Annotated in this window: 23 protein-coding genes and 1 pseudogene; 11 read left to right on the forward strand and 13 right to left on the reverse strand. The window is 64.5% G+C overall.

All coding sequences use genetic code 11. The features are described 5' to 3' along the window. Positions 1–82: 82 nt before the first annotated feature. A pseudogene (locus tag DVH29_RS14555) lies at positions 83–295 on the forward strand (integrase core domain-containing protein); the annotation flags it as partial. A gap of 305 nt (positions 296–600) precedes the next feature. Here DVH29_RS14555 and DVH29_RS14560 read toward each other — a convergent pair. The 6 genes from DVH29_RS14560 to DVH29_RS14590 form a co-directional block, all read right to left on the reverse strand. Next, positions 601–3009, reverse strand: coding sequence for a putative bifunctional diguanylate cyclase/phosphodiesterase (locus tag DVH29_RS14560; protein WP_114646921.1), 2409 nt, complete (start codon positions 3007–3009; stop codon positions 601–603). Between the two features lie 273 nt (positions 3010–3282). Next, positions 3283–3732 (reverse strand): type IV secretory system conjugative DNA transfer family protein, encoded by a 450-nt coding sequence (locus DVH29_RS14565; RefSeq protein WP_114646922.1) that lies wholly within the window; start codon positions 3730–3732, stop codon positions 3283–3285. A gap of 273 nt (positions 3733–4005) precedes the next feature. After that, positions 4006–4458, reverse strand: coding sequence for a ribbon-helix-helix domain-containing protein (locus tag DVH29_RS14575; RefSeq protein WP_114646923.1), 453 nt, complete (start codon positions 4456–4458; stop codon positions 4006–4008). 292 nt (positions 4459–4750) lie between these two features. Further along, on the reverse strand, positions 4751–4924 hold the full coding sequence (locus DVH29_RS16445; RefSeq protein ID WP_158541689.1) for a hypothetical protein: 174 nt from the start codon (positions 4922–4924) through the stop codon (positions 4751–4753). A 45-nt stretch (positions 4925–4969) separates the two neighbouring features. Next, complete coding sequence (locus DVH29_RS14585) at positions 4970–5410, reverse strand: universal stress protein (RefSeq protein ID WP_114646925.1); 441 nt, start codon at positions 5408–5410, stop codon at positions 4970–4972. Positions 5411–5496: 86 nt separating this feature from the next. Next, entirely contained in the window at positions 5497–5874 is a 378-nt protein-coding gene (locus tag DVH29_RS14590) for a DUF4260 domain-containing protein (RefSeq protein ID WP_114646941.1), read from the reverse strand. 327 nt (positions 5875–6201) lie between these two features. Between DVH29_RS14590 and DVH29_RS14595 the strand changes: the two genes are divergently transcribed. From DVH29_RS14595 to DVH29_RS14620, 6 genes are all read left to right on the forward strand, one after another. Then, the gene (locus DVH29_RS14595; protein ID WP_147276118.1) at positions 6202–6414 is read left to right on the forward strand and encodes a hypothetical protein; all 213 of its coding nucleotides are present in this window, start codon (positions 6202–6204) and stop codon (positions 6412–6414) included. An 11-nt stretch (positions 6415–6425) separates the two neighbouring features. After that, positions 6426–6977, forward strand: a complete 552-nt coding sequence (locus DVH29_RS14600) for an RBBP9/YdeN family alpha/beta hydrolase (RefSeq protein WP_114646927.1) — start codon at positions 6426–6428, stop codon at positions 6975–6977. Positions 6978–7150: 173 nt separating this feature from the next. After that, complete coding sequence (locus DVH29_RS14605; RefSeq protein ID WP_114646928.1) at positions 7151–8185, forward strand: methionine ABC transporter ATP-binding protein; 1035 nt, start codon at positions 7151–7153, stop codon at positions 8183–8185. Continuing rightward, complete coding sequence (locus DVH29_RS14610; protein WP_114646929.1) at positions 8182–8850, forward strand: methionine ABC transporter permease; 669 nt, start codon at positions 8182–8184, stop codon at positions 8848–8850. Before DVH29_RS14605 ends, DVH29_RS14610 begins: the two co-directional genes overlap by 4 nt. Positions 8851–8869: 19 nt before the next feature. Next, complete coding sequence (locus DVH29_RS14615; protein WP_114646942.1) at positions 8870–9685, forward strand: MetQ/NlpA family ABC transporter substrate-binding protein; 816 nt, start codon at positions 8870–8872, stop codon at positions 9683–9685. Between the two features lie 106 nt (positions 9686–9791). Beyond that, entirely contained in the window at positions 9792–10469 is a 678-nt protein-coding gene (locus tag DVH29_RS14620; protein ID WP_114646930.1) for a spermidine synthase, read from the forward strand. Between the two features lie 10 nt (positions 10470–10479). On the opposite strand, the gene DVH29_RS14625 is transcribed toward DVH29_RS14620, so the two are convergent. Genes DVH29_RS14625 through DVH29_RS14650 form a run of 6 tightly spaced genes read right to left on the reverse strand, consistent with a single transcriptional unit; the run spans position 10480 to position 18817 of the window. Then, positions 10480–11277 (reverse strand): 2,3-dihydro-2,3-dihydroxybenzoate dehydrogenase, encoded by a 798-nt coding sequence (locus DVH29_RS14625; RefSeq protein WP_114646931.1) that lies wholly within the window; start codon positions 11275–11277, stop codon positions 10480–10482. Continuing rightward, positions 11274–15191 (reverse strand): non-ribosomal peptide synthetase, encoded by a 3918-nt coding sequence (locus tag DVH29_RS14630; RefSeq protein ID WP_245945001.1) that lies wholly within the window; start codon positions 15189–15191, stop codon positions 11274–11276. The genes DVH29_RS14625 and DVH29_RS14630 overlap by 4 nt, the downstream gene beginning before the upstream one ends. Beyond that, complete coding sequence (locus tag DVH29_RS14635) at positions 15188–15424, reverse strand: phosphopantetheine-binding protein (protein WP_114646933.1); 237 nt, start codon at positions 15422–15424, stop codon at positions 15188–15190. Before DVH29_RS14635 ends, DVH29_RS14630 begins: the two co-directional genes overlap by 4 nt. Then, complete coding sequence (locus DVH29_RS14640; protein ID WP_114646934.1) at positions 15421–16059, reverse strand: isochorismatase family protein; 639 nt, start codon at positions 16057–16059, stop codon at positions 15421–15423. The genes DVH29_RS14635 and DVH29_RS14640 overlap by 4 nt, the downstream gene beginning before the upstream one ends. Beyond that, positions 16059–17687: a (2,3-dihydroxybenzoyl)adenylate synthase gene (locus tag DVH29_RS14645; protein ID WP_114646935.1), complete on the reverse strand. Its 1629-nt coding sequence runs from the start codon at positions 17685–17687 to the stop codon at positions 16059–16061. The genes DVH29_RS14640 and DVH29_RS14645 overlap by 1 nt, the downstream gene beginning before the upstream one ends. Beyond that, positions 17684–18817, reverse strand: coding sequence for an isochorismate synthase (locus DVH29_RS14650; protein WP_158541690.1), 1134 nt, complete (start codon positions 18815–18817; stop codon positions 17684–17686). The genes DVH29_RS14645 and DVH29_RS14650 overlap by 4 nt, the downstream gene beginning before the upstream one ends. A 253-nt stretch (positions 18818–19070) precedes the next feature. Between DVH29_RS14650 and DVH29_RS14655 the strand changes: the two genes are divergently transcribed. From DVH29_RS14655 to DVH29_RS14670, 4 genes are all read left to right on the forward strand, one after another. Further along, positions 19071–19913, forward strand: a complete 843-nt coding sequence (locus DVH29_RS14655; RefSeq protein WP_158541691.1) for an alpha/beta hydrolase — start codon at positions 19071–19073, stop codon at positions 19911–19913. A 59-nt stretch (positions 19914–19972) separates the two neighbouring features. Further along, entirely contained in the window at positions 19973–20932 is a 960-nt protein-coding gene (fepB, locus tag DVH29_RS14660; RefSeq protein WP_114646943.1) for a Fe2+-enterobactin ABC transporter substrate-binding protein, read from the forward strand. Positions 20933–20993: 61 nt separating this feature from the next. Next, positions 20994–22028, forward strand: a complete 1035-nt coding sequence (locus DVH29_RS14665; protein WP_114646938.1) for a FecCD family ABC transporter permease — start codon at positions 20994–20996, stop codon at positions 22026–22028. Next, entirely contained in the window at positions 22025–23068 is a 1044-nt protein-coding gene (locus tag DVH29_RS14670; RefSeq protein ID WP_114646939.1) for a FecCD family ABC transporter permease, read from the forward strand. Before DVH29_RS14665 ends, DVH29_RS14670 begins: the two co-directional genes overlap by 4 nt. A 7-nt stretch (positions 23069–23075) precedes the next feature. Here DVH29_RS14670 and DVH29_RS14675 read toward each other — a convergent pair whose 3' ends face one another. Continuing rightward, positions 23076–23525 carry a hypothetical protein gene (locus tag DVH29_RS14675; protein WP_147276119.1) on the reverse strand — a complete coding sequence of 150 codons (450 nt, stop codon included), beginning with the start codon at positions 23523–23525 and terminating at the stop codon, positions 23076–23078. Between the last annotated feature and the right edge of the window lie 91 nt (positions 23526–23616).

Raw genomic sequence — 23616 nt, forward strand, 5'->3', positions numbered from 1 at the left:
CCGGCGCTCGATACCCCCAACATCAAGTGGCCTGGTTTTGCGCCGCCCAATGGCCGACTTTTACCCCGCCGTTGACACCTATGCCCGTATCGCCCTGAGAGAATGGCGGGCTGACTACAATGGAAATCGCCCACACTCGCGGCTGGGCTGGCTCACCCCAACCGAATACGCCACCACCTTCACCCCACGACGGGACCTGGCGCTGCGCTCAATGGTCAGCTCCTCGCCAGCCCCCGTCTTCCACCAGGCTCAGCAGGGCCAAAACAACTCCAGGAGTCTACGTCACGCTGGATAAAAGTTGGGGGCAACGTCACATGCTCTCGCGCATGGAGGCGGCCAAAGAGCGTTCCAGCCCTCTGGACACCTGACCAACCGTGCGCCGATTGGATGCCGCCAGCGTATCGGCGCTGAACCCGATCAGGGGGCTATCGCGCCGCCCTGAACCCACTCGCAGGGCCTGGAGATATGCCCTCTCCACCTGCACCGCACCATGCACAAGCGAACTGCCCGCTTGACCGGCAATCATGGGAGCGTTCCGAGCTGCCCGATATGCTAGGCTTCTCGGCCTGGGGTCGTTCGACGATAGTCATGTCGAGCACATTAACCGGCCCCCTTTTCCGCCCGCTCCAACAGCGCTTCCAGTTCGTTTTTCGGCAGAGCGGGTGCGAAATAGTATCCTTGGACAAGGTCACAGCCCTGAGCCGCCAGGAAATCAAGTTGCTCCTTGGTTTCCACCCCTTCCGCCACCACTTTGAACAACATGCTCTTGGCCAGTCCGATTATGGCGGAGGTCAGTTTGCATTGTTTGGCATCGTGGGGGATGTCGGTAATGAAACTCCGGTCGATCTTGATATAGTCGCACGGCATGTCGCGCAGGTAGGCAAGAGATGAGTATCCCGTACCGAAATCGTCGATGGCGATGCTGACACCCATTTCCCTCAATTTGTGGAGCAAGGGCGTCACTTCTTCCTCACGCTCAATGTAGGAGGTTTCGGTTATCTCGATTTCAAGTTGCCGGGCGGGGAAGCCCGTTCTTTCCAGTGTTCTGGGCAAGACGGATGCAAAGCGCCCGAATCTGAGCTGGCTTGCCGAAACGTTGACTGACACGGTGATGGGTGGATGCCCGTCTTGCAGCCATCGCTGCCCATCCTGACAAGCGCGTTCAAGAACATATTCGCCAAGGACTTCAATAAGGCCGGTCGCCTCCGCCACGGGTATGAAATCGCCCGGCGAGATGACGCCAAGTTCCGGATCAGTCCACCGGGCAAGCGCTTCCACGCCGCGCAATTTGCGGCTGACAGCATCGAATTGTGGCTGATAGTGAACGTCCAACAAATTACCTGCCAACGCATTTTTCAGCTTGAGGCTTAGTTCCATTTTCTTCTGGGTCTCGCCACTCAAGCCGTGATGATAGACCCCGATAGAACCGCGCCGTTTGCGCTTTGCTGCATAGAGGGCGGTGTTCGCCTCAAGAAGGACGTCACCATTCTGCTCGATGTCCTGGTAGCTCACGCCGATCGTTGCGGTGGTGAATACCGCCAGGCTGTCATCAATGCTGATAGTCTGTTCAACGACATGTTGAACCTCCTCCGAGACGCGCTCAACAAAGCTGCGACCCTGGGATTGGATGACGAAGACAAAAGCATCGGCACTGACGTTGCAGAGCACATCGCCTTCTCCCAGATGGGCCCTTCGGAGCGCGTCAAGGCGCTCGCCTATGATTTGAAGGACGCGATCTCCCGCGCCGTGGCCATAGCTGTCGTTGATATCCCTGAAGCGATCAAGATCGACCGCAACGAGCGCGTGAGGCTCACCTTGAAGACCGCTCAGAAGTCGATCCAGAAAACGCCGGTTTGGAAGTCCCGTTAGTTGGTCGTGTAGTACGAGATGTTCCAGTCTTTCCTGCGTGCGTTTTTGCTTGCTAATGTCAACCAGGGAACAGACGTGGGTGTCGCGGGGGTCGCTTTCCCCTTCAACGGGTGCAATGGAAAGAATGCCCACACTCTGCTGATCCCGCCCAAACGTGACCTCATTGCGCCACCGCGCCCCAAGCGTTTTCGACAGGTTGAGGGGTTTATTCGCATACCAGAACGCATTGCTCAGGTCCTTAGCCTCAGGGTCGATCCCGAGCATCTTCTGGAATGCCAAATTTGCCTTGAGCAGCGCACCTGACCCATCAACAATCGCAAGACCTTCGGACGAGTTCCTGAATATAGCAGCTCCGCGCTGGACCTCCTCATCTTTTCTGGCCATCTCCCTGATGAGGGCGGCGCTACTGGAAGTCAGAAGACGCCAGCGGACTACGTCGCTCTCAAGATAATCGACGAATGCCTCTCGCTGCCAGAACATGAACAGACCGAGCGGTATGCTGAAGGCCGTCGCCATCAACACCTTGCCGGGAATGCCTCCGAAAACAATGGCCACGATTTCCGAACCGACGCCGAAGGCAATGAAGAAAAAGGCAAAGCCATCCAACACGAGGACAAGAATGAACGCGAGGATGTAGATCGCGCCATTGGCGAGCGGCGAGCTTATCCTCTTTTTGGCCGCCTCGAAAATGAACAGAAGGATCAGCAATTCAGCGATAATGAGAACGCCGCCTACAACAATCAGGTAGGTGGACGCCTCAAACATGTCCGGCGGAACATTGTGGGTATTGATAACGCCGTCCGCCCTCAAAAGGGCTTGAGTGAGAAAGGCAAAAACGATCTTGAAAATATTGACGAAAATCACAAGCCGGACGAGATGTCGCAAGATGAACGTGTCTCGCTCGACCCAGACAAACATCACAGACGCCATCATGAAGGCGCCGTAGCAGAGGTTGCCGCCCGAGATTACGGCACCATCGGCTATCGGCACCGAATAGACGTTCCCCATAAAGCCGCCGATGAGCAGGACGAGCGCTATATAGACATAGAAATGAACCCGCCGCATTGGCGCGGGTAGCGTGGTAAAATATAGCGGAAACAGCGAAAGCGCGATGAATTGCAATGTCAGCAAAAGAGCCATGTGGTCGATCCGGTCTATCGAAACACGCGCTGCGCGCGGCCGTTGAGCTTACATCACAATGCCTTCAGACAGGTAGTCGTCTGAAAAGAAAATGCGTAGCCTCCCGGCCTCCTTGCGAGGTCGGCAAATGATAATGAAACAATTCTCTTAGAATTGCAGCAGTTTTGTTATGCCTTTGGCAATGCTGACCGGCTGTTTCGGCTTTGGTTCTGGGAGCAGATCAGCCCTCTTGGAATTGTTCTTACAGGAGGTGGAAGGACCAATGCCATCAGTCTATTTGCTCGTGCGCGACAGGGTCGTACAGAGCCGTGCAATGCTCTCAGGCGAGGATTTGTTCGACGCCGAACTCGATCGCAATTTCTCACTGCTGCTTGACCGCTTGCAGGTGCTGGACGCCATAACCGTGGAGCCTTTACCCCGCCGTCTGGCGGTAACGGTGGCGTTCTCGCCCTTGGGGTCGATAACCACCGCTGAACCCGGCCAAAGGATCAGGTTGGGCACGATGATGGATGTGCCTTTGCCCGAGCGAGTGCCGCTGACCACGAGCGCATGGCGGTCGTCGGCATAGCCGACAGACTCGCCCGTATGCATCCGTGACAGCCATAGATCGCCGCTTTTGAAGGAGGGTTTCTGGCCTTCGGGGAAGCTATACCATTCGGCGGTGCCTAGGCGTGTTACGCCCTTGCCCTGCCCAATATTACCGGAAGGAACTGGAAGGCTCATGGTTATGTCGCCTTTCCGAACTCAAAGGCCGAAATCAACGCCGCGCTGCGGCGTGTTTTCATGCTGACGGGCGCGTTGCCGTTCCGTTTGTCGGCTGATGCGGAGCATCTGTCCGATACGAGCGGCAAGCTGCATGGGCTTCCTCGAACGCCCCGTGCAGGTCACGCGCGGCAAAGCCGCGCAGTTCCTGCACGGTCACATGGTCATTATCTTTGTCATTGAGCAGGTGGCAGGCAAGGTTGCCCGCACCGCCCCGTTGGGAGCCAACCAGTATCATGGGCGCAGCCCTCCCATGCCGGAGGCTGGGGCAAAGCGGATGCCGAGCCGCTGGCCCGGCACCGGCGTTTTGGGAGGCTTCTTGCCCAGGGCTTCGAGCAGATGCAGGTGCATTGCGCTAATATCGTCGCACGCTGCGGCGAACTTCGCCGCTAGCCTGTCATCCACATAGAGACTGCCATTGGCGGCGGCGTAGGACAGCCGTTCGAGGGAGGCGGCGAGTTGGCTTGCGCCCAGCGCCGCCAGCACCTTCGCCAATGCCTTCTGGTCATGGCGGGTACGGGTCGGCGTCCGGCTTGGCCGATAGCCCTGCAATGCAGCAATCTTGATAAATCCTGCCAGCGACATTGAGCCTGCCAGTTGCTCAAGATGCTGGCGTTCCTCCGGTGTCAGGCGGATAGACAGCGGTGCGGGGCGTTTGCCGTAGGGTCTGCGGTGGAAGGTGCTCATGGCTGCACCTCCTCGAAAACCACGTCAGCGTGCTTTAGCTGGTGTTCCCAATCAGAAAGGGTTTGGAAAAACTCATCAAAATCAGTTAGTTCTAGGTTCGAAGAGTCTCCCTGACTCTCCGCCACTTCGGTATAAAATCGAGAACGCCGATTCTCGCCGATTTCCCTCCCGGTGTTCCCCATGCAAAGGTAGGACGGCCGGACGCGGGAAGACCTTGGGGCGATTTCGAAGGCGGTAATCCGCAAGGTACGAACTCCCCGCCGCTCTCAAATCCTGTCCGCTAAGCCTGCCTTCAGCGTCCCTTGTTCTGGCGCCGTTCGATCGCCCGTCGATGCTGTCGGGAAACGGGTATTTCTGGAGTTGGTGGACGTTGGGCGGCAGCGCGGCGACGCAGCGTCCTGATCAGCAACGCGACTGAGACGGCCACAAGGAAGCCGAGCAATAACGGTATGAGAATTTCGGCCATGAATGTTCCGGTTCCTGCGTGCGCCTTTACTTAAATCTGGAGCGTCTATCGGACAACCAGAACGGGGACCGTACTTTGCGTGAGAACCTCCGTAGTTTGGCTGCCCAATAGCGCCCGGGCGATTCCGCGCCGGCCATGAGACGACATGACAATAAGGTTGCAGCCCAAGGACGCGGCTGCCTCTACGATTGCAGTTGCTGCCGTCTGGTTGGGAACGTGAACGGTCTCGGCGACGATGCCCATCTTTTCAGCTTCCGCTTTTGTGGACGCCAGCAGCTCGGCCGCAGCCTTGCTGTTGATCTCTTCAAACTGCTGCGCCTCCTGGAGGCCAGGTTGCCAGTATCTGCCGTAGATGATCGGAAAGGGCTCGGTTGCCGTGATGATTGTGACCTTGCTGCCGAGCGCTTTCGCGAGAGACAGGGCATGGCTGACGCCGTACTGTGCCAGTTCGGAGCCATCCGTGGGGACGAGGATGTGAGTGTACATTCATGATCTCCAGCAAGAACTTGGGGCAGGAAATCACAGATGGTTCTAGCTGCCAAGCGGCAGCGGTCCATTCAGAGCGACGCAAGTCACTCGTGGGATTGTTTGCCGATCCTTCCAAGGTGAGTGAAATGGAAGCCCTCTGTGGATTTAAGTCCGTAACCGAGCATCCGGTCAAACCCGGAGTGGGCGATCCACAGAGCTCCAAGGGCGCTCAGCATGGGCAACGACAACGCCGTACCAGCAACCAGAAACGCTGCGCCAAACGCATAGACATGGACGAGGTTGTACGTGAAGGCACCAACCTTTGGCCCTAATAAGTAACCCGAAAAGCTGAGGTCAGGGACGAAGAAGACGAGGATGGCCAGCCACCACGTAAGGCCGCCGTCACCGAGCAGGTACAGCCAGATTCCCACAACGAAGACGACCGCGCCCTCAAGTCTTTGCCATAGTACGGTGTCCTGCATCGCCTCTGCCATCCTCTCAGGCTAGCGTCAGCACAATAGAATGCCCCGCAAGCCACCGCCCCGCAAGCTACCGCTGCAAAACATATTTGAAAGCTGGAGAAGGTCCGGTTTCAGGGCTGCCGTATCTGGCGAGCGCTGGCTGTGGGCCCATCTGCATATTGCGGGCAGAAAATTGCGTGGTTTGTGCGTGGGGGGCACACGTGTTTTCCTTCGCGGCGGAAATCCAGAATGGCGGCGGCTTGTAATGTATAGTTATCAGATGGACTATTGGTGCGCGGCCGGCACGGGGCATCAAAACTCCGCGCCAGCCCGGCCAAGGAGTTGATCATGTTCGAAACCGTCCAAATCGCCCGCCGTCATCTCATCGGATACGAATATCCCGACGCCAGATGCGCGGTGGAGGTTTCGGCATCGTGGTCCGGGGCCATTCTCGACCCGCTCGGATGGTTTGCCAGCCGGCCCAGGGCCGAGGCTTCCGAGGGTGAAGACGAGGAAGGCGGGGCGGCCGCCATGCTCAGCTATGGCTGGCCGAATTACTGAGCGGAGCTCCCATGACCCCTACGCTGATCGTTCCGGGCTATCTGGGGTCGGGCGAGGGCCATTGGCAACGCCACTGGCTGGCCCGCGATCCTCGCGCCGTTCTGGTGGAGCAGGACAATTGGGAAGCACCCGATCTCGATCGCTGGCTCGCGCGGCTCGGCGATTATGTCGCGCGGTTTCCGGGCAGCACGCTGGTTGCCCATTCGCTCGGCGTGCCGCTGGTCGCGCATCTGGCCCGACGCCATCCCGATCTCGATATCGCGCGCGCCCTGTTCGTGGCGCCGGCCGATGTGGATCTGCGCGTCGACGTGCATGAATGCTTCCGGTCCTTCGTTCCCATGCCGCTCAATCGCCTGTCATTCCCGGTGACAGTGGCGGCCAGCCGCAACGATATTTATGTCGCCTTCGAAAGGGCGGCATCGTTCGCGGTTGCCTGGGGCGCGCGGCTGATCGACCTGGGCTATGCCGGCCATGTCAACGTCGAAAGCGGATTCGGCGCTTGGCCGGGGGCGCCTGACCTGTTGCCGCCACTGCCCGTGTCGGATATGGCGCTTGGCGCCTGACCGGGGTTTTTCAAGAACTCTTTCGGATCGCAGGCTTGGGGAATGCTATTCCAGGCTCGGGCGAACATTGCGAACATGCGGCCATATGCGCCCGTTCGGTCGTCTGATGATGCGGTTAAAACATGTGAAAATCGCACATTGCGTGCGTATCACAAGGAATTCGGGGTCTTCCCTTGATCGAATTGCACAATGTCCGGAAATCTTTCCAGCAGGGACGGGTGTCCGTTCCCGCCGTGGACGGCGTTTCCCTTTCCATCGCCAGGGGGCAGATCTTTGGCGTGATCGGCTATAGCGGCGCGGGCAAGAGCACGCTGATCCGCCTCATCAACGGGCTCGAGCACCTCGACAGCGGGACGATCACTGTTGGCGAGCTCGACGTCTCGCGGGCCGGCGAGGCCGAACTGCGCCGGGCGCGGCCCAAGATCGGCATGATCTTCCAGCACTTCAACTTGCTGTGGTCGCGCACGGTTGCCGCCAATATCGCCTTTGCGCTGGAAATCGCGGGGGCGCGCAAGGCCGATATTCCGGGGCGGGTGGCCGAGCTGATCAAGCTGGTGGGCCTTGAAGGGCGCGAGCATGCCTATCCCTCGCAGCTGAGCGGCGGGCAGAAGCAGCGCGTGGGGATTGCGCGGGCGCTTGCCAACCGGCCCGATGTGCTGTTGTGCGACGAGGCGACCTCGGCGCTCGACCCGGAAACCACCGACGCCATTCTGGACCTCCTGTCGGGGATCAACCGGCAATTCGGGCTGACCATCGTGCTGATCACCCATGAAATGCACGTGGTGCGGCGCATCTGCGACCAGGTGGCGGTGATGGATGCTGGCCGGATCGTCGAGGCCGGGGCGGTGTCCGAAGTGTTCGCCCGGCCGCAATCGGAGGTGACGCAGCGCTTTCTGCGGCAGCTCCTGGCTGGCGAAGGGGTCGGCGAGAGCCTCGATCTCAATGCGGTCGATCCGGGGCAGGGCGCCTTAGTCAAGCTCACCTATATGGGGCCGCAGGCGCGACAGGCTGCGCTGGCCGATGCCATCCGCCACTTCGACCTGCCCATCAACATCCTGCACGGAAGGGTAAGCCGCACGCGGGAGGCCTCGGTCGGCGACCTCTATGTGCAGATTCCCGCCTCGGACGAAAAGCTCGAAGAGGTGCTGGCCTTCCTGCGCGAGCGCGACATCGCCTCCGATATCATCGGGCGGGAGAAACGCGCATGATCGAGTGGCTTTTCCCCAATCTGCGGCTGGCGCAATTCTGGACCGCGACGCTCGACACGCTCTACATGACCGCCGTGTCCGGGGCGGCGACCTTCGTCCTGGGGCTGGTGCTCGGCACGGCGCTGTTTCTGACCTCGCCCGGCCAGTTGCTGGCCAACCGGCCGGTCTATGGCGCGCTGTCGCTGCTCACCAATATTTTCAGGTCCATCCCGTTCATCATCCTGATCGTGCTGCTGATCCCCTTCACGCGGTTCGTGGTGGGCCGCATGCTGGGGGTCAATGCCGCGCTGCCGGCGCTGATCATCGGCGCCGCGCCCTTTTATGCCCGGCTGGTCGAGATCGGCTTCCGCGAGGTTGCCAAGGGGGTGATCGAAGCCACGCGCGCCATGGGCGGGGGGATCGGAACCATCATCTTCAAGGTGCTCATCCCTGAAGCGGGGCCTGCTCTGGCCTCCGGGCTCACCGTCACGCTCATCTCGCTGGTTGGCTATACGGCCATGGCCGGGGTGATCGGGGCTGGCGGGCTTGGGCATCTTGCCTATCTCGAAGGCTTCCAGCGCAACAATGGCGATGTGACGCTGGCCGCCACGGGCATGGTTCTGGTCATCGTGTTCGCCATCCAGTTCGCCGGCGACCTCGTAACCCGAATTCTCGACAAACGTTAATTGATCCAAGGAGTTGATCATGAAAATCAAACTGTTGACTACTCTCGCCGCCGGCCTTGTCGCCGCTACTGCCCTCACCGCGCCGGCTCTCGCGCAGACGCAGCTGGTGATCGGCGCGTCCTATGTGCCGCACGCCGAAATCCTCGAAGAGGCCGCCCCGATCCTCGCGGCGGAAGGCATCGAGCTCGAAATCGTGCCGTTCCAGGATTACATCCTGCCCAATACGGCACTGGCCCTGGGCGAAATCGATGCCAACTACTTCCAGCACCTGCCTTATCTCGAGGAAGTGCTGGCCAACAATCCCGACTATGATTTCGTCAATGCCGGCGCCATCCATATCGAGCCGATCGGCATCTATTCGCAGCGTTGGGAAGGCCTTGCCGACCTGCCGGAAGGCGGCGAGGTCATCATGCGCGACTCCGTGGCCGATGAGGGCCGAATCCTCGCCATTCTGGCCAATGAAGGCGTGATCGCCCTCCCCGAAGGCGTCGATCCCTATTCGGCCCGCGTCAGCGACATTGCCGAAAATCCAAAGAACCTCACCTTCCGCCCCGATGTCGAGGCAGCGTTGCTGCCACAGGTCTATCTCAATGATGACGCCGACGCGGTGGTGATCAACGCCAACTACGCGCTCGATGCGGGCCTCGATCCGGTCAATGACCCGATCATCGTCGAGAGCGGCGAGAACAATCCCTATGTCAACATCATCACCGTGCGGGCCGGCGACGAAACCCGCCCGGAAATCGTCAAGCTGGTGGAAGTGCTTCATTCCGAGGCCATCCAGCAGTTCATCCTCGACAAGTATCAGGGCGCGGTGCTCCCGGTCAGCGAGTAATCGCCATCGGGCCCGGTGGGGCTTCGGCCTCACCGGATCTATCCCTCGCGCAGGCGGGCAAGGGCCTGCTATAAGGCCGCTTCCGATTTTTCCCGCCGAGGTTCTGATGCAGCCCTGGATTCACCTCGACACCGCCAATGTTCCGGGCGGAACGACCCAGTTGCGCCTCATGCGGCGGGGCGACGAGTTCTCGATCATGCTGGGCACCAACGAGCTCATGAACAGCCGCCTCAGCGGTTCGGAACAGGCGCTTGCCGAACTCGCCGCCGAGCGCATTGCCGCCAAAGCCAAGCCACGCGTGCTGATCAGCGGGCTGGGGATGGGCTTTACCCTGCGCGCGGCGCTGAACTGCTTCGGGCCGGATACGGAGATCGTGGTCGCGGAGATCGTTCCCGAGGTCGTCGCCTGGGCGCATGGGCCGCTCGCCCCGGTGTTCGGGACCTGCCTCGCGGACCCGAGGGTCGAGATCGTCACCACCGATGTGGCGCGCCTCATCGCAGGCGGCAGGCTCGGCTATGACGCGATCCTCCTGGATGTGGACAATGGACCGGACGGGCTCAGCCGGGAGCAGAACGACAGCCTCTACGCCCCATCCGGGCTTAAGGCAGCCTGGTCGGCCTTGCGGCCCGGAGGGGTGCTCGCGGTGTGGTCCTCTGGCCCCAACCCCGACTTCACCCGCCGTCTCGGCCGCGCCGGGTTCTCCGTGGAAGAAAAGCGGGTCCGGGCCCGGACGGGCGGCCGCGGCGCGCGGCACACGATCTGGATGGCCAGTAGGGCCCGGTGACGGGTTTGCCTCACGCGCTGAGCGTGGCGCCGCCGTCGATCATCAGATTGGCCATGGTGATGTGGGAGGCGCGGTCCGAGAGCAGGAACAGGACCGCATCGGCGACCTCCTCGGGGGTGGCGAGCTTTCCCAGCGGTATGCCGTTCTTATAGGTTTCCAGCGAACCAGCGATGACCTTCTGGCTGCCGGATTCGTCCGCCCACATGCCGGTTTGCATCGGGGTCAGTGTCGAGCCGGGGGCGACCGTGTTGCAGCGGATGCCGAAGGGCGCCAGTTCGAGCCCCAGGCAGCGCATGAACATCGACGTCGCGGCTTTCGAGGCGGCATAGGCGGCCATGCCATGGCGGGGTACGCTGGCGGCGTTGGAGCTGACGGTGACAAGGGCGCCGCGCCGGCGGGCCTGCATCCTGCCGGCCAGGGCGCGCGCCACGTGGAAGACCCCGTGGGTGTTGACGTCGAAGACCCGCTTCCACGTCTCGTCGCTGGTCTCGGTGACGAGGTCGGTGGCCAGGATGCCGGCCACGCTCACGCCGAGATCGATCGGTCCCCAGCTCTGCTCGATTTCGGCTATGGCGGCGTCGACGGCTGCGCTGTCGCTGATATCGAGCGTGAGGCAGCGCAGCGCGGGGCCCAATTCCGATGCGAGCCTTTCGATGCCCCCGGGGGCGATATCGGTGGCGACGACCCGGGCGCCTTCCGCATGGAGACCCCGGGCGACAGCCGCGCCGATGCCGCTGCCAGCGCCGGTGACAAAGGCGATCTTGCCGGCGATCCCGCTCGGGCGGAGGCTATTGGGGGCGGTATTCATGCAAGGAAACTCCCGGTCGCCATGCGGGCATCAAGTTCCCGCGCGATCATCGCGGACGCCGCCGGGACGACCATTTGAGGATGGAGGAAGGGCAGATCGACAGTGTCGATCGAGCGGGCATAGGGCCGCCACAGCGTGGGCAGCAGGCCGCTTTCCCGATGATCCAGCGCGGCGCGGAAATGGGTCAGCGGGCCGTCATAGCGGCGGTGATAGTGTCCGCGCACCAGACGGTTGACGTCGAGGACGACGCGGATCACCCCGTCGAGGGCATCGCCGGGCAGGGCGCCCAAGGGACTGTTGCCGGCCTTGAGGAAGGAAACGATCTGCTCGCGGGTCACGAGATCGGGGTGCTCCTCGGGCACATGCCCGGCCACCGCCAGCAGCGCCCGCAAGGCTTCGGTGGGGGTGGGCTCCGCTTCGACGCGCCAGCAATCGGAGGGGTAGGAATCAAGGAGGGCCACCACGCCGACCTCCTCGCCCAGCTCCCGCAGGCGCACGGCCATGGCCTGGGCGATGATGCCGCCCACCGACCAGCCGGCGATGTGGTGGGGGCCGCGGGGAGAGACCGAGAGGAGGCGGTCGACATAGCCGGCGGCCAGCGCCTCGAGACTGTCGGGAAGGGCGGTGCCCGGCGTGAGCGCCGGGGCCTGCAGGCCATAAACGGCGCGGCGCGGCGACAGCATTCCCGCCAGATGGCGATAGCACCAGGCGATGCCGCCCACCGGGTGGACGACGAAGAGCGGCGCCAGCGTGTCGCGGCCCGATCCCAGTCGCAGCAGGGGTTGGAGGCCGTTGTCGGAAACGGGTGCGTTGGCATCGATCCGCTGTGCGAGGCCGGCGATGTCGGGCCGCTCGAACAGCGCGCCCAATCCCGGATCGGCGCCCCACATCTCCTCGATGCGCAGCATGAGCGTGACCGCCAGCAACGAATCGCCGCCGAGATTGAAGAAGTCGCCCTCTGCCGAGGGTGGCTCGGGCAGGCCGAGCAGTTCGGCGTAAAGCGTGGCCAGTGCCCGCTCGGTGGGGGTGGCGGGTGGCCGGCCGGCCGTTTCGGCGAAGCGGGGCAAGGGCAGGGCCGACCGGTCCAGCTTGCCATTGGCGCTGACGGGCAGCGCATCGAGGGTCACCAGCGCGGCGGGGAGCATGTAGTCGGGCAGCACCCCCTGCATATAGGCCCTCAAACCGTCCTCCACGTAATGCGGCCCCGGCACGACATAGGCGATCAGTCGCTTCTGGCCGGCGCGGTCCTCACGCATGACGATGGCTGCGGCGCCGACAAGGCCGGACGCCATCGCCGCCGCTTCGATCTCGCCGAGTTCGATGCGCAGGCCGCGAATCTTGACCTGGTTGTCCGAGCGCCCGAGAAAGACGACGGCGCCATCCTCGCGCCAGCGGGCCAGGTCGCCGGTGCGGTACATCCGTTCGCCGGGCCTGAAGGGGTCGGGCACGAAGCGTTCGGCGGTGAGGTCGGGCCGGCCCAGATAGCCGCGCGCCAATTGCACGCCGGCCAGATGGAGATGGCCAACCATGCCCGGCGGCACGGGGCGGTCATGGTCATCGAGAACGTAGAGCCGCGAATTCCACACCGGAAAGCCGATGGGAATTGGCCGGTCGCCGGCTTCGGCCCGGACCGGCCAATAGCTGATGTCGACGGCGGCTTCGGTGGGACCATAGAGATTGTGCAGTTCGGCCTCGACATGGGCGTGGAACCGGGCGCCGAGATCGGCGGGCAGTTCTTCCCCGCTGCAGAACACCCGGCGCAGCCGCAGGCCATGGGCGTCCGGCGCGTCGAGAAAGACGGACAGCATGGAGGGGACGAAGTGTATGGTGGTGACGCCGTTGTCGCGCACCAGCGCGGCGATGGCCTTTGGGTCGCGATGGGCGCCGGGCGGGGCAACGACCAGCGCGCCACCGCTGATGAAGGGCAGGAAGAACTCCCAGACCGAGACGTCGAACGTGGCCGGGGTCTTTTGCAGGATGCGATCCTCGGCCGAAAACCCGTAATGCTGCCGCATCCATTCGAGCCGGTTGACGATGGCCCGGTGCTCGATCATCACCCCCTTGGGTTCGCCCGTCGAACCGGAGGTGTAGATCACATAGGTGAGGTCGCCGGGAGCGGCCGGGCTGGGGAGCTCCGATGCCATGGGCTCATCGTGCCACGCCCCGGGGGCGAGGACCGGCAGCGAGCCGGGAAGAGCGTCTTCCGAGGCGGCGAGGATCAACCGCGGCTGGGCCGAGGCAAGGATGCGCGCGATCCGTTCGGGGGGATGGTCGAGGTCCAGCGGCAGGTATGCGGCGCCGGCCCGGATCACCGCCAGAAGGGCTATGACCAGTTCGGGCGAGCGGGGCAGGGCGATGGCGACGATAGCGTCGGGGCCGATGCCCTGCGCCTGGATTTGCAGGGCGAGGGCCCGCGTGCGGCGTTCGAGGTCGGCATAGGTCCAGGTTCGGCCGCCAAAGATCAGGGCCGGGGCGTGCGGTGTGCGCCGGAGGCCCGCATCGAGCAGGGCGGCAAGCGTCGTGTCCGGCACCGGATGGACCGTGCTGTTCACGGTTTCGGTATAGCGGCGGGCCTCCTCGGCCGTTGCCATGGGCACGTCCTCGAGCGTCGACGCGGTGAGGGCGCGCGAGATGAATTCGGCCAGCCTTGCGGCCTGGGCCACGCCCTCCCGGGGGGCGTAGAGGCCGGGATTGGTGTCGAGCTCCAGGGCCAGCGCGGTCCGGCCATCGCCGCGAAAGGTGATGGTGATGTCGTCCACCGGTCCGGTGCTCAGGGTTTCCATGGTCACGGCGATGCCGTCCAGCAGTGGCGGCACGTCGAAGGGCAGGACGTTGATCAGCGGCCCGTAGAGGCGGCGATACCCGCCCAGCAGGCCGAGGTCCCGGCGCATCTGCTCGCTGCGATAGCGCCCATGGCGGCGGGAGGCGACGAGGGTTTTGGCCACGGCGGTGACGAAATCTGCCAGCGGCAGGGTCTCGCTCGCGGCGAGGCGCAGGGGAAGCACGTTCATCACCATGGCCGGGACGCGGGCGGAGGCGCTGCCGAGGCGGCCCATATGCGGAACGCCGACCACGATCTCGGGACCTCCGGCAAAGCGGCGGCAATAGGCGGCGGTGAGCGCGGTCAGCAGGTCCGGCCAGGGAAGGTTCCATGCTCTCGCCCGGGCCTGGAGATTTTCCAGCACTGGGGCGTCAAGGCCCATGACGGCGCGATCGAAGCCATGCGCGCTCAGTGCGCGGCCCGGCGCCAATCCGGTCACCTCGGGCAGATCGGCCAGCGCGGCGTGCCAATAGGCTGCGTCGGAGCGGCGCTGGTCGCTGGCCCGATAGGCCGCATCCTCGGCAAGAACTGCCGCGAGCGAAGGGAATGCGGGGCCAGCCGCGCGCCCGGTCCTGCGGGCGTTGTAAAGCTCGGCGACCCGGGCGTTGAGCAGCGCCATGCCATAGCCGTCGATGGCGAGGTGATGGACGCGGCGATACCAGAGATGATGGCCAGTAGCCAAGACGAACAGCTTTTCGCTGGCAAGCGGGCCGGACGCCGGATCGGCTGCCGTGCCGATATCGGCCTTGATCGACGCCAGAGCGGCGGCGCGCGGGTCGTCCTGGTCCGAAAAGTCGACAACCTCCAGGCGCGGCCGCCTAGCCGGGTCGAGCATCTGATAGGGCCCGTCCGATCCCTGGCCCATCTTGAGGTGCAGGGCCTCGGCCTCCGACAGCATCTGATCGGCGGCAGCGCGGAAGGCGTCGCGGTCGAGGGGACCCCGGAGCTCGGCATAATGTCCGGTATTGAACAGCGGATTGGCCGGGTCGAGCCGCTGAGCGTACCACAGCCCCTCCTGCGCCTCGGTCAGCTTGTGCCGGTCGGAGAGGGAGGGGGCGCCCGAAAGGCCGGGCTGGCGCAGCGCGGCCTTCACTTTGCGTCCTGACGGGCCTGAGCCAGTGCCCACCATCCGGCAAGCGTGGGCTTTTCGGCCAGCGCGGAAAAGTCGAGGTCCACGCCGGCCTCGCTCCAGGCGAGCACGAGGTTCATGGCGCGCATGGAATCGAGGCCGAGATCCATGAGGTTGTCGTCGAGCCCGATATTGCGAGGGTCGTCATGGAGCATGCGGGCGATGTCGGCGCGCATCGTCTCAAGGGTCAGGGTCATGGGTCGAGGGTCGCGATCAGTTGTCGTGTACTCATGGGGACGCCGCACCGCTCCGCCACATAGTCGACGGCCATGTCGTGCCGTTCGCGCGAGAAATCGGCGATGGCGTCGGCGATGAAGAAGGTCTCGATGTCGCGCTGGAAGGCTTCGGCGGCGGTCAGCATGCAGCCGATATGGCCATAGACGCCGCAGATGACGATCTGGTCGCGCCCGCGGGCCCGCATCAGCGTTTCGAGGTTGGACCGCTGGAAGGCGCTGTAGCGGTGCTTGACGAGGACGAAATCCTCCGGCTGCGGCGCGAGCGCGGCGACAATTGCCTGGTGCTCGGGCGCGCTGGTCATGCCCGGCCCCCAGATATCGGCCTGCAACCCCCGGTCGCGGCGGTCCTGATCGCCGTTCTGGGCGGTGTAGAACACCGGGATGCCTGCCAGACGGCAGGCAGCGGCGAGGCTCGCGATATTGGCGATGACCGGCGCGATGGGCGAGGCATCGGGGGCGTAGACGCGCAGGAAATAGTTCTGCATGTCGTGGATCAGCAGGGCGGCCCGATCGCGCGCCACGATCCACGGGCCCCGCGCCTTGGGAAGTTCGGTTTCGCTGGGCAGCGGATAGGGGGCGATCTGCGGCAGTCCCATCACGCGGTCTCCTGCTCGGCAAGGAAAGTTTCGCGCAGGCGGGCGCGCAGCTGCTTGCGGCTGATCTTGCCGACCGCCGTTGTCTCGAAGCCCGGCACGAGCACGATCTGGTCGGGCACCTTGAAGGCGGCCACATCGCGCTGGCGCATCCAGCCCTTGAGCGTGGCGGGCCTCGGCTCGGCCCCGGCATGGGCTATGACGAAGGCGCAGCTGCGCTCGCCCAGCGCCGGATCGGGGATCGAGACGACGACTGCGTCGAACACGTCGGGATGGGCGAGCAGGTGGTCCTCGATCTCCTCGGCCGAAATCTTCTCCCCGGCCCGGTTGATGTGATCGGTGGCGCGGCCCTGCACCACGAGGTAGCCCTCGGGCGTGCGCTTCACCACATCGCCGGTGCGGTAAAAACCATCGGTGGTGAAGGCACGCAGATTGGCCTGGTCGTCATTGTGATAGGCGCGGATCGTGTAGGGGCCGCGGGTCAGCAGATGGCCGGGCTCGCCTTCGGGAACCGGATTGTCGGCCTCGTCGACGATCCTGATCTCGTCATCGGGGCTGATGGGCCTTCCCTGGGTCTCGACGACAAGAGAATCGGGATCATCGAGCCGCGTGTAATTGACCAATCCCTCGGCCATGCCGAACACCTGCTGCAACTGGCATCCCAGTTCGGCGCGCACGCGCCGAGCCGCTTCGGGCATGAACTTGGCGCCGCCGACCTGCAGGATTTCGAGGCTGGAAATGTCCTCCGGGCGCGATTTCGCCGCCTGCATCCACAACAATGCCAGTGGCGGCACGAGGCCGGTTATGGTCACTTTCTCGCGCGCGATGAGCGGAAACGCCACTTCGGGGCCGGGGGCGGGCGCCAGCACGATGCGGCTGCCGGCCCAGAGCGCCCCGAGCACGCCGGGCGAGCTCATGGGGAAATTATGCGCGACGGGCAGGGCGGCGAGATAGACGCTGTTCTCATCGAGACGACAGATGCGGGCGCTTTCGCGGACGCTGTAGAGATAGTCGTCATGGGTCCGCGGAATGAGCTTGGAGAGGCCGGTGCTGCCCCCGGAAATCTGGAGGAACGCCACATCGGACGGCGCGGCATCGGGCGGAAGGCGCCCGGCATCGGCGGGCAACCCCGCGAGGGGCGTGAATTCGGCGGCGTCGCCGACCACCACCACGTGCCTTATGGCGGGCAGGGCGGCGCAAAGCTCGCGGGCCAGGCCGCGATAGTCGAAGCCGCCGAAACTCTCGGCGCAGACATAGGCGGCGGCCTCCGCCTTGCGGGCGAAATGGGTGATTTCCGTAAGCCGGTGCGCCGGAAGGGCATAGACGGGGATGAGCCGGGCCCGGAACAGGCCGAAGATGACGGCGAAAAATTCCGGTATGTTGGGCAGTTGCACGACGACCCGGTCGCCGGGACGCAAGCCCAGGGCGAGCAAGCCGGCCGCGATTCGTTCGGCGCGCGCGAGAAGATCGCCATAGGTCCAGCGCTCCTCGCCGCCGACCACTGCCACGCGGTCGGGCCACCGCGCCGCGCGCTCGCGCAGCATGTGCGAGAAGGTCTCCCCGGTCCAGTATCCGGCGGTGCGGTAACGTGCGGCCAGATTGTCGGGCCAGATCTGCTCGAGCGGCTTCACGAGTCCACACCATCGAGCGGGCGGCCATGCTCATCGATCCCCAGGGCATGGAGCAGGGCGAGGAATTTGGCCGAGGTTTCCGCGATCTCGGCGGCGGGATCAGAGCCGGCGACGATCCCCGCGCCCGCAAAGAGCGTGATGCGGCGATCGGCGATTTCCCCGCATCGCAGTGCGATATGCCATTCGCCATCGCCGCTGGCGTCGGTCCAGCCGACGGCGCCTGCATAAAAGCCCCGGTCAAAGGGTTCGAGCTCGCGGATCAGTGCCTGTGCCCGCTCGCGCGGGACGCCGCATATGGCCGGGGTCGGGTGGAGTCGCGCCAGGAGGTCGGCGCAGGAAATGTCGTCGTCGCGCAGCCGGCCCTCGATGGGCGTGCCCAGATGCCACATGGAGGCCGTCGCGTGCAGCGCCGGGCCGTCAGGTGCCGTCAATTGCGCACAACAGGGCGCCAGCGCGTCCATGATCGCCTCGACGACCACGGCATGCTCGCGGCGATTCTTGTCCGATGCCGCAAGAGCTTCCGCAGCCTCCCGGTCGACGGACCGATCCGCCTCTCGCTTGGCGGAGCCGGCCAGCGGACTGGAACGGATGGCGCGGCCCTTTTTTTGGAGCAGCAGCTCGGGGGTGGCGCCAACCAGTGTCCGCGCCGGGCCGTCGAGGGAAACGGGCATGACGAAGGTCGTGATGCTGGGGTCGCGGCCAAGCCGCATCGCCACCGACCGGGGATCGAGCGCGGCATCGGTTTCGACGACCAGTGTCCGGGCGAGCACCACCTTGTTCAGTCCGGCATCGCTTGCGATCCGCTCCAGCGCCCGATCCACCATGGCGCCATACTCGGCCTGGCTCGGATGTGCGGTCACCCGCCAGCGCCCGTGCTGCGCAACGGCCGCGAGGGGCGGTTGCGGCACGATGTCGGCGATGGCCTGCGGCTGGAAGAGGCAGTCGGGCTGCGCGCGGTCGAAGGGCAGGGTGCCGAGCAAGACCTGCGGCCCGTCCGCCGTGCGGAAGAAATCCCTTACCCGCGCGCCCAGCGTATCGAGTGGCCCGGCGGGCAGAGCGGCGCCCACCCCTTGCGTCGAAAACTGGCTATTGGCCGAGCGGAACAGGGCATGGGGCGCTGGATCGGGCATCTGCTGGGTTCGATTTGGCACGCTGTTGATAGTCATACGTCCCCGTCTGGCCTGCGCCGTCATGTGCGCCTGAATGATTGCAAAAGGGCCGATCCGCCCGAAACATCGGGTGGACGCAGCCGGAAGCGCTTCGCGGCGAACCACGCGGCGGCGCAACATGACTCTTATGCTCATGTTTTTCAAGCTGGAACTTGATTGAAAAAGTCATGATTATGCTCTAGGCATGGCCGGCCACTGGAAAACAGGCGCAAGCGTGACAGAGTCCCCTCATTCCATCGGTTCGGATTGGCCGCTGGCCAGCATTCCCGATACGCAGGTGCGGCCGCTCTCGGTGGACGGCACGACCTATCGCATCAGCATCGCACTGCCCGGCGGCCCGACGCCTGCGGGCGGGTTCCCGGTGCTTTATCTGCTCGATGCCGATGCCGGATTCGCGACAGTGGTCGAGACCCATCGGCGGCTGAGCCGGCGGCCCGATGCCACCGGCGTGGCGCCGGCGGTGATCGTCGGGATCGGCCATGGCGGCGGCGGCCTCTATGATCCGGGGCGCCGGGAGCGGGACTATGTGCCCAGGGCTTTGCAATCGTCCCATACGGATGGGGCGGAAGCCTTTCTCAACTTCATCGAAACCCGCCTCAAGCCCGATATCGGCGCGACGCTTGCCGTCGATCCGCGGAGGCAGGCGCTGATCGGCCATTCGCTATCGGGATATTTTACGCTGTGGACCCTGGTCCGGCACCCCGGGGCGTTCCAGAGCTATGCCGCCATCAGCCCCTCGCTATGGCGCGACGAAGGCCTGATGGCCGATATTCCCGCTATCCGGGGGGACATTTCCAGCGTCTTCATCGCGGCGGGGGAGTGGGAAGAAGCGCTGGCGCCGTGGCAGGCGGAACATGCCAACAGCGCCGACATCGCCCGGCGCCGGGCCGAACGCAGGATGGTGAGCAATGCCCGGACCTTCGCGGCAAGGCTGGGCGACCATATCGGGGCCGGGCGCGTGCGTTTTGAAATGTTCCCCGACCAGGACCACGCCTCGGTGTTCGGCGTCGCCATCAACCGCGCCCTGCGCATGGTGTCGGGACCGCATTTAACTTGACAAGTGTTATCATGTTATTGCTGCTCGGCGGCGAGCAAACGCAAACCGGGAGAGATACCATGTCTGCCCTTCATACCCGTTTCAGGGACACCGTTCTGGCCGGCCTCAGCGCGGCCGCCATTCTTCTATCCGCCGGCGCGGCGCTGGCGCAGGATGGCGAGGGCTGGCCCCGGGCCTTCGAGAATGCCGATGGTTCGGTCACCGAAATCCCGGTTCAGCCGCAGCGGATACTCTCCACCGCGGTGACCATCACCGGGACGCTGCTGGCGGTCGATGCGCCGGTGGTGGCGAGCGGGTCGGCCGGGAATGGCACCTTCTTTGCCCAATGGGCCGCGCTGGCCGATGAGCGCAGGGTCGAAAACGTCTGGCCGGCCGGCGGGGTGGATATCGAGGCGGTCTATGCCGTCGAGCCCGATCTCATCATCGTCTCGACCTCGGGCATGGATTCCGCTCTCGACCAGATCGAGGCCTTCCGCGCCGTGGCGCCGACCATCGTCGTCGATTACGGCGGGCAAACCTGGCAGGATCTCGCGGTCGAGATCGGCGAGGCGGCGGGGATCGAGGGCCAGGTCGAGGTAGCGATCGACGCATTCGACGCCTATGTCGACGCGGCCCGTGAGGCGATCACCATTCCTGAGGGCACGGCCAATATCATCTCCTTCAACGGGCCGGGGCAGGACAATCCCATCGCCCGCGCCGGCAGCGTGCATGGCCAGCTTCTCGCAGCCCTTGGCTTCACCCTCGAAGACCCCAATCCCGAATGGCACGCCCAGCCCAATCTGCGCGAGGATTTCGTCTGGGCGCCCTATGAAAATCTCGTCGCCTTGACGGCGGAGACCACATTCCTGCTGCGCGTTGACGACAGCGGCGTCGCGCCCTTCGTCAACGAGCCGACCCTTGCCAACCTGCCCTCGGTCCAGGCGGGGCAGGTTTACGGGCTCGGTGTCAATTCGTTCCGCATCGATTATTTCAGCGGGCGCGAAATCGTCGACGGCATCGTCGAAGAATTCGGCCATTGATATCCGGCGGGCCGCGCGAAGAGGCGTATTTCGCGCGGTCCTCCCCAATCCCGGTCCACCGATGACGGCATCCTCACCCGCACGTTCCCGCCTTTCGGCCCACCGGCTGCGCGTCGCGGGCCTGTTCATACTGCCCTCGATTCTCCTCGTGCTCATGCTGCTGAGCGTCGGGGTCGGCACGCGGCCCATCCCGCCCCGGGTGACATGGGATGCGCTTTTTGCCTTCGATCCCGCCAATTCCGACCATCTTCTGGTGCATCATCTGCGGTTGCCGCGCACGCTCCTCGCCGCCATCGTTGGGAGCGCGCTGGGCGTGGCGGGGGCCATCATGCAGGCCCTGACCCGCAATCCGCTGGCCGATCCGGGCATTCTGGGCGTCAATGCCGGCGCTTCGGCGGCGATTGCCGCGGCCATCGCCTTTCTGGGGATCGCCGATGTCACGGCCTATATGGCCTTCGGTCTCGTGGGGGCGGCGCTGGCCGGGGCCGCCGTCTATGCGCTGGGCAATCTCAGCCGGGCGGCCAATCACGTCCGCGTGGTCCTTGCCGGGGCGGCGCTCAGCATCGTGCTGCTGTCGCTGACGCAGATCATCCTGATCAACAGCGAGGAACAGGTTTTCGACCAGTTCCGCCACTGGACGGTCGGCTCGCTGCAGGGCAGAGGCTATGGGGTGCTGGGGCCGGTCTTCGTTCTGGTATCGGCGGGACTGGTTGGCGCGCTGTTTCTCACCCGCGCCCTCGATACGGCCGCGCTCGGCAACGATCTGGCGCGCGCGCTGGGCGGCAATCCGGTGCTGATCTGGGGCTTCTCGGCCATCGTCGTGGTCATATTGGCGGGCGGAGCAACCGCCGCGGCGGGGCCAATCGCTTTTGTCGGGCTCACCGCACCGCATGTGGCGCGGCTCATCACCGGCCCTGGGCATCGCTGGGTGCTGCCCTATTCCATGCTCCTTTCGGCGATCCTGCTGGTCGCGGCCGATACGCTAGGGCGGGTCGTCGCACCGCCGGGCGAGGTCGGGGTGGGCATCATGGCGGCGCTGATCGGCGGGCCGTTCTTCATTGCTTTGGTACGCCAGCGCCGGATCAGCCAGCTATGACTTCGCCCTTCGCGACGGGCGTTGTGGTGCGCAATGCCGCCATGTCGATGGTGGTGAGGCCACGCGTCATCGTCGTGACGCTGGTCATCTGCGCACTGGCCCTGTTCTGTGCGGCCTATGCCATCACCGTCGGGCGGGTCTCCATCCCCCTGGGCGAGGTTTTTGCGACACTGCTGGGGAGCGGCGAAGGCGGGGTCAACAGCCAGATCATTTTCAACGTGCGCCTGCCGCGCGTCCTGACCGCGATTTTCGTGGGCGCGGCGCTGGGGGTGTCGGGCGCCGTCTTCCAGTCGGTGTCGCGCAATGCGCTGGGCTCGCCCGATGTCATCGGCTTCACCACCGGCGCGGCGACGGGAGCGCTGTTCCAGATCATCGTTCTGGGCGGCGATGGCTTTGCGGTTGCGGCGTCAGCCGTGTGCGGAGGGCTGCTGACCGCCGGGGCGGTCTATCTCCTCTCGGTCAGGAACGGGGCCACCGGCGGCTATCGGCTCATTCTGGTCGGCATCGGGGTCGGGGCGGTGCTGCTGGCGCTCAACAATCTGATGCTGGTGCGCGGCGACCTCGACAGCGCCATCGTGGCCAATCTCTGGCTGGCCGGTTCGCTCAACGCGCGGACCTGGTCGCATGTGGTGCCGGTGATGGTCGGCACAATCGTTATCGTGCCGCTGGTCTGCCTTTCGGCGCGCAGCCTCTCGATGATCGAGATGGGCGACGACATCGCGCGGCAATTGGGCATCGGGGTCGAACGGACGCGTATCTGGATGATGTTCTGCGCCGTGGCGCTGGCCGGGCTTGCGACGGGAGCCGCCGGTCCCATCGCCTTTGTCGCGCTCGCCGCGCCGCAACTGGTGCTGCGGCTGACCGGGGCGAAATCGGTGCCTGTGCTCAGCGCGGCGTCCATGGGGGCGCTGTTGCTGGTCCTTGCCGATCTCACCGCGCAGCTCTCGCCGCTCAATCTGGTGCTGCCGATCGGCCGCATGACCGGGCTGGTGGGCGGGCTCTATCTCATCTGGTTGCTCACCCGCACCCGGCGTCGCTGAAATAGGCCTATTCGGCCTCGACCAGCGTGACCCGCAAGGTGGGATTGCGCACCTTGTCGTTGTCGCCCATCGCGCCGGTCAGAAGATGGATGGTGTGTTCCTCGCCGACGCTCCAGCCCGCATCGGCCGGATAGGGCAATTCGGCCGAGAACGCGCCGCTCCCATCGGCGGTGATGCGCGCCCAGATGTCGTCCATCTCATCGAGCGGATCGGTGGGAACCACCTCGCCGAAATCATATTTGACGCCGATCACCGAGCCGCGGTCGCCCGCATGGGTGGTCCAGTTCTCGCCCGCGATGGCGAGCGGTTCCCCGATCACCCATACCGAGGGCAATTGGAAGGTGGCGCCATCCAGCGTCGAGCCGCTGATGGGGTCCTGCGCAACGACCGGCGCGAGGAACAGGGTGAGAAAGACGGCGGTCGCGGCGGATGTCCGCACCAGCACGGGCATAGTCATGAGAAAACTCCCTTCTAGGCTGAATCGACATTCATCGCATCCACAGCATTGCTGCGGCGAGTTGCAAGAAGCTTAGGAAGTGGGTCGCGCG

The sequence above is a fragment of the Pelagibacterium lacus genome (genome assembly GCF_003345525.1).
GTDB classification, from domain to species: domain Bacteria; phylum Pseudomonadota; class Alphaproteobacteria; order Rhizobiales; family Devosiaceae; genus Pelagibacterium; species Pelagibacterium lacus.

Coding starts and splice junctions, on each gene's coding strand:
- DVH29_RS14590 (WP_114646941.1), bottom strand. CDS start 5,874: ATGCAGGACACCGTACTATGGCAAAGACTTGAGGGCGCGGTCGTCTTC.
- DVH29_RS14665 (WP_114646938.1), top strand. CDS start 20,994: ATGACGGCATCCTCACCCGCACGTTCCCGCCTTTCGGCCCACCGGCTG.
- DVH29_RS14560 (WP_114646921.1), bottom strand. CDS start 3,009: ATGGCTCTTTTGCTGACATTGCAATTCATCGCGCTTTCGCTGTTTCCG.
- fepB (WP_114646943.1), top strand. CDS start 19,973: ATGTCTGCCCTTCATACCCGTTTCAGGGACACCGTTCTGGCCGGCCTC.
- DVH29_RS14620 (WP_114646930.1), top strand. CDS start 9,792: ATGCAGCCCTGGATTCACCTCGACACCGCCAATGTTCCGGGCGGAACG.
- DVH29_RS14640 (WP_114646934.1), bottom strand. CDS start 16,059: ATGGGACTGCCGCAGATCGCCCCCTATCCGCTGCCCAGCGAAACCGAA.
- DVH29_RS14650 (WP_158541690.1), bottom strand. CDS start 18,817: ATGCCCGATCCAGCGCCCCATGCCCTGTTCCGCTCGGCCAATAGCCAG.
- DVH29_RS14565 (WP_114646922.1), bottom strand. CDS start 3,732: ATGAGCCTTCCAGTTCCTTCCGGTAATATTGGGCAGGGCAAGGGCGTA.
- DVH29_RS14585 (WP_114646925.1), bottom strand. CDS start 5,410: ATGTACACTCACATCCTCGTCCCCACGGATGGCTCCGAACTGGCACAG.
- DVH29_RS14670 (WP_114646939.1), top strand. CDS start 22,025: ATGACTTCGCCCTTCGCGACGGGCGTTGTGGTGCGCAATGCCGCCATG.
- DVH29_RS14625 (WP_114646931.1), bottom strand. CDS start 11,277: ATGAATACCGCCCCCAATAGCCTCCGCCCGAGCGGGATCGCCGGCAAG.
- DVH29_RS14610 (WP_114646929.1), top strand. CDS start 8,182: ATGATCGAGTGGCTTTTCCCCAATCTGCGGCTGGCGCAATTCTGGACC.
- DVH29_RS16445 (WP_158541689.1), bottom strand. CDS start 4,924: ATGGCCGAAATTCTCATACCGTTATTGCTCGGCTTCCTTGTGGCCGTC.
- DVH29_RS14575 (WP_114646923.1), bottom strand. CDS start 4,458: ATGAGCACCTTCCACCGCAGACCCTACGGCAAACGCCCCGCACCGCTG.
- DVH29_RS14595 (WP_147276118.1), top strand. CDS start 6,202: ATGTTCGAAACCGTCCAAATCGCCCGCCGTCATCTCATCGGATACGAA.
- DVH29_RS14635 (WP_114646933.1), bottom strand. CDS start 15,424: ATGACCCTGACCCTTGAGACGATGCGCGCCGACATCGCCCGCATGCTC.
- DVH29_RS14675 (WP_147276119.1), bottom strand. CDS start 23,525: ATGACTATGCCCGTGCTGGTGCGGACATCCGCCGCGACCGCCGTCTTT.
- DVH29_RS14600 (WP_114646927.1), top strand. CDS start 6,426: ATGACCCCTACGCTGATCGTTCCGGGCTATCTGGGGTCGGGCGAGGGC.
- DVH29_RS14615 (WP_114646942.1), top strand. CDS start 8,870: ATGAAAATCAAACTGTTGACTACTCTCGCCGCCGGCCTTGTCGCCGCT.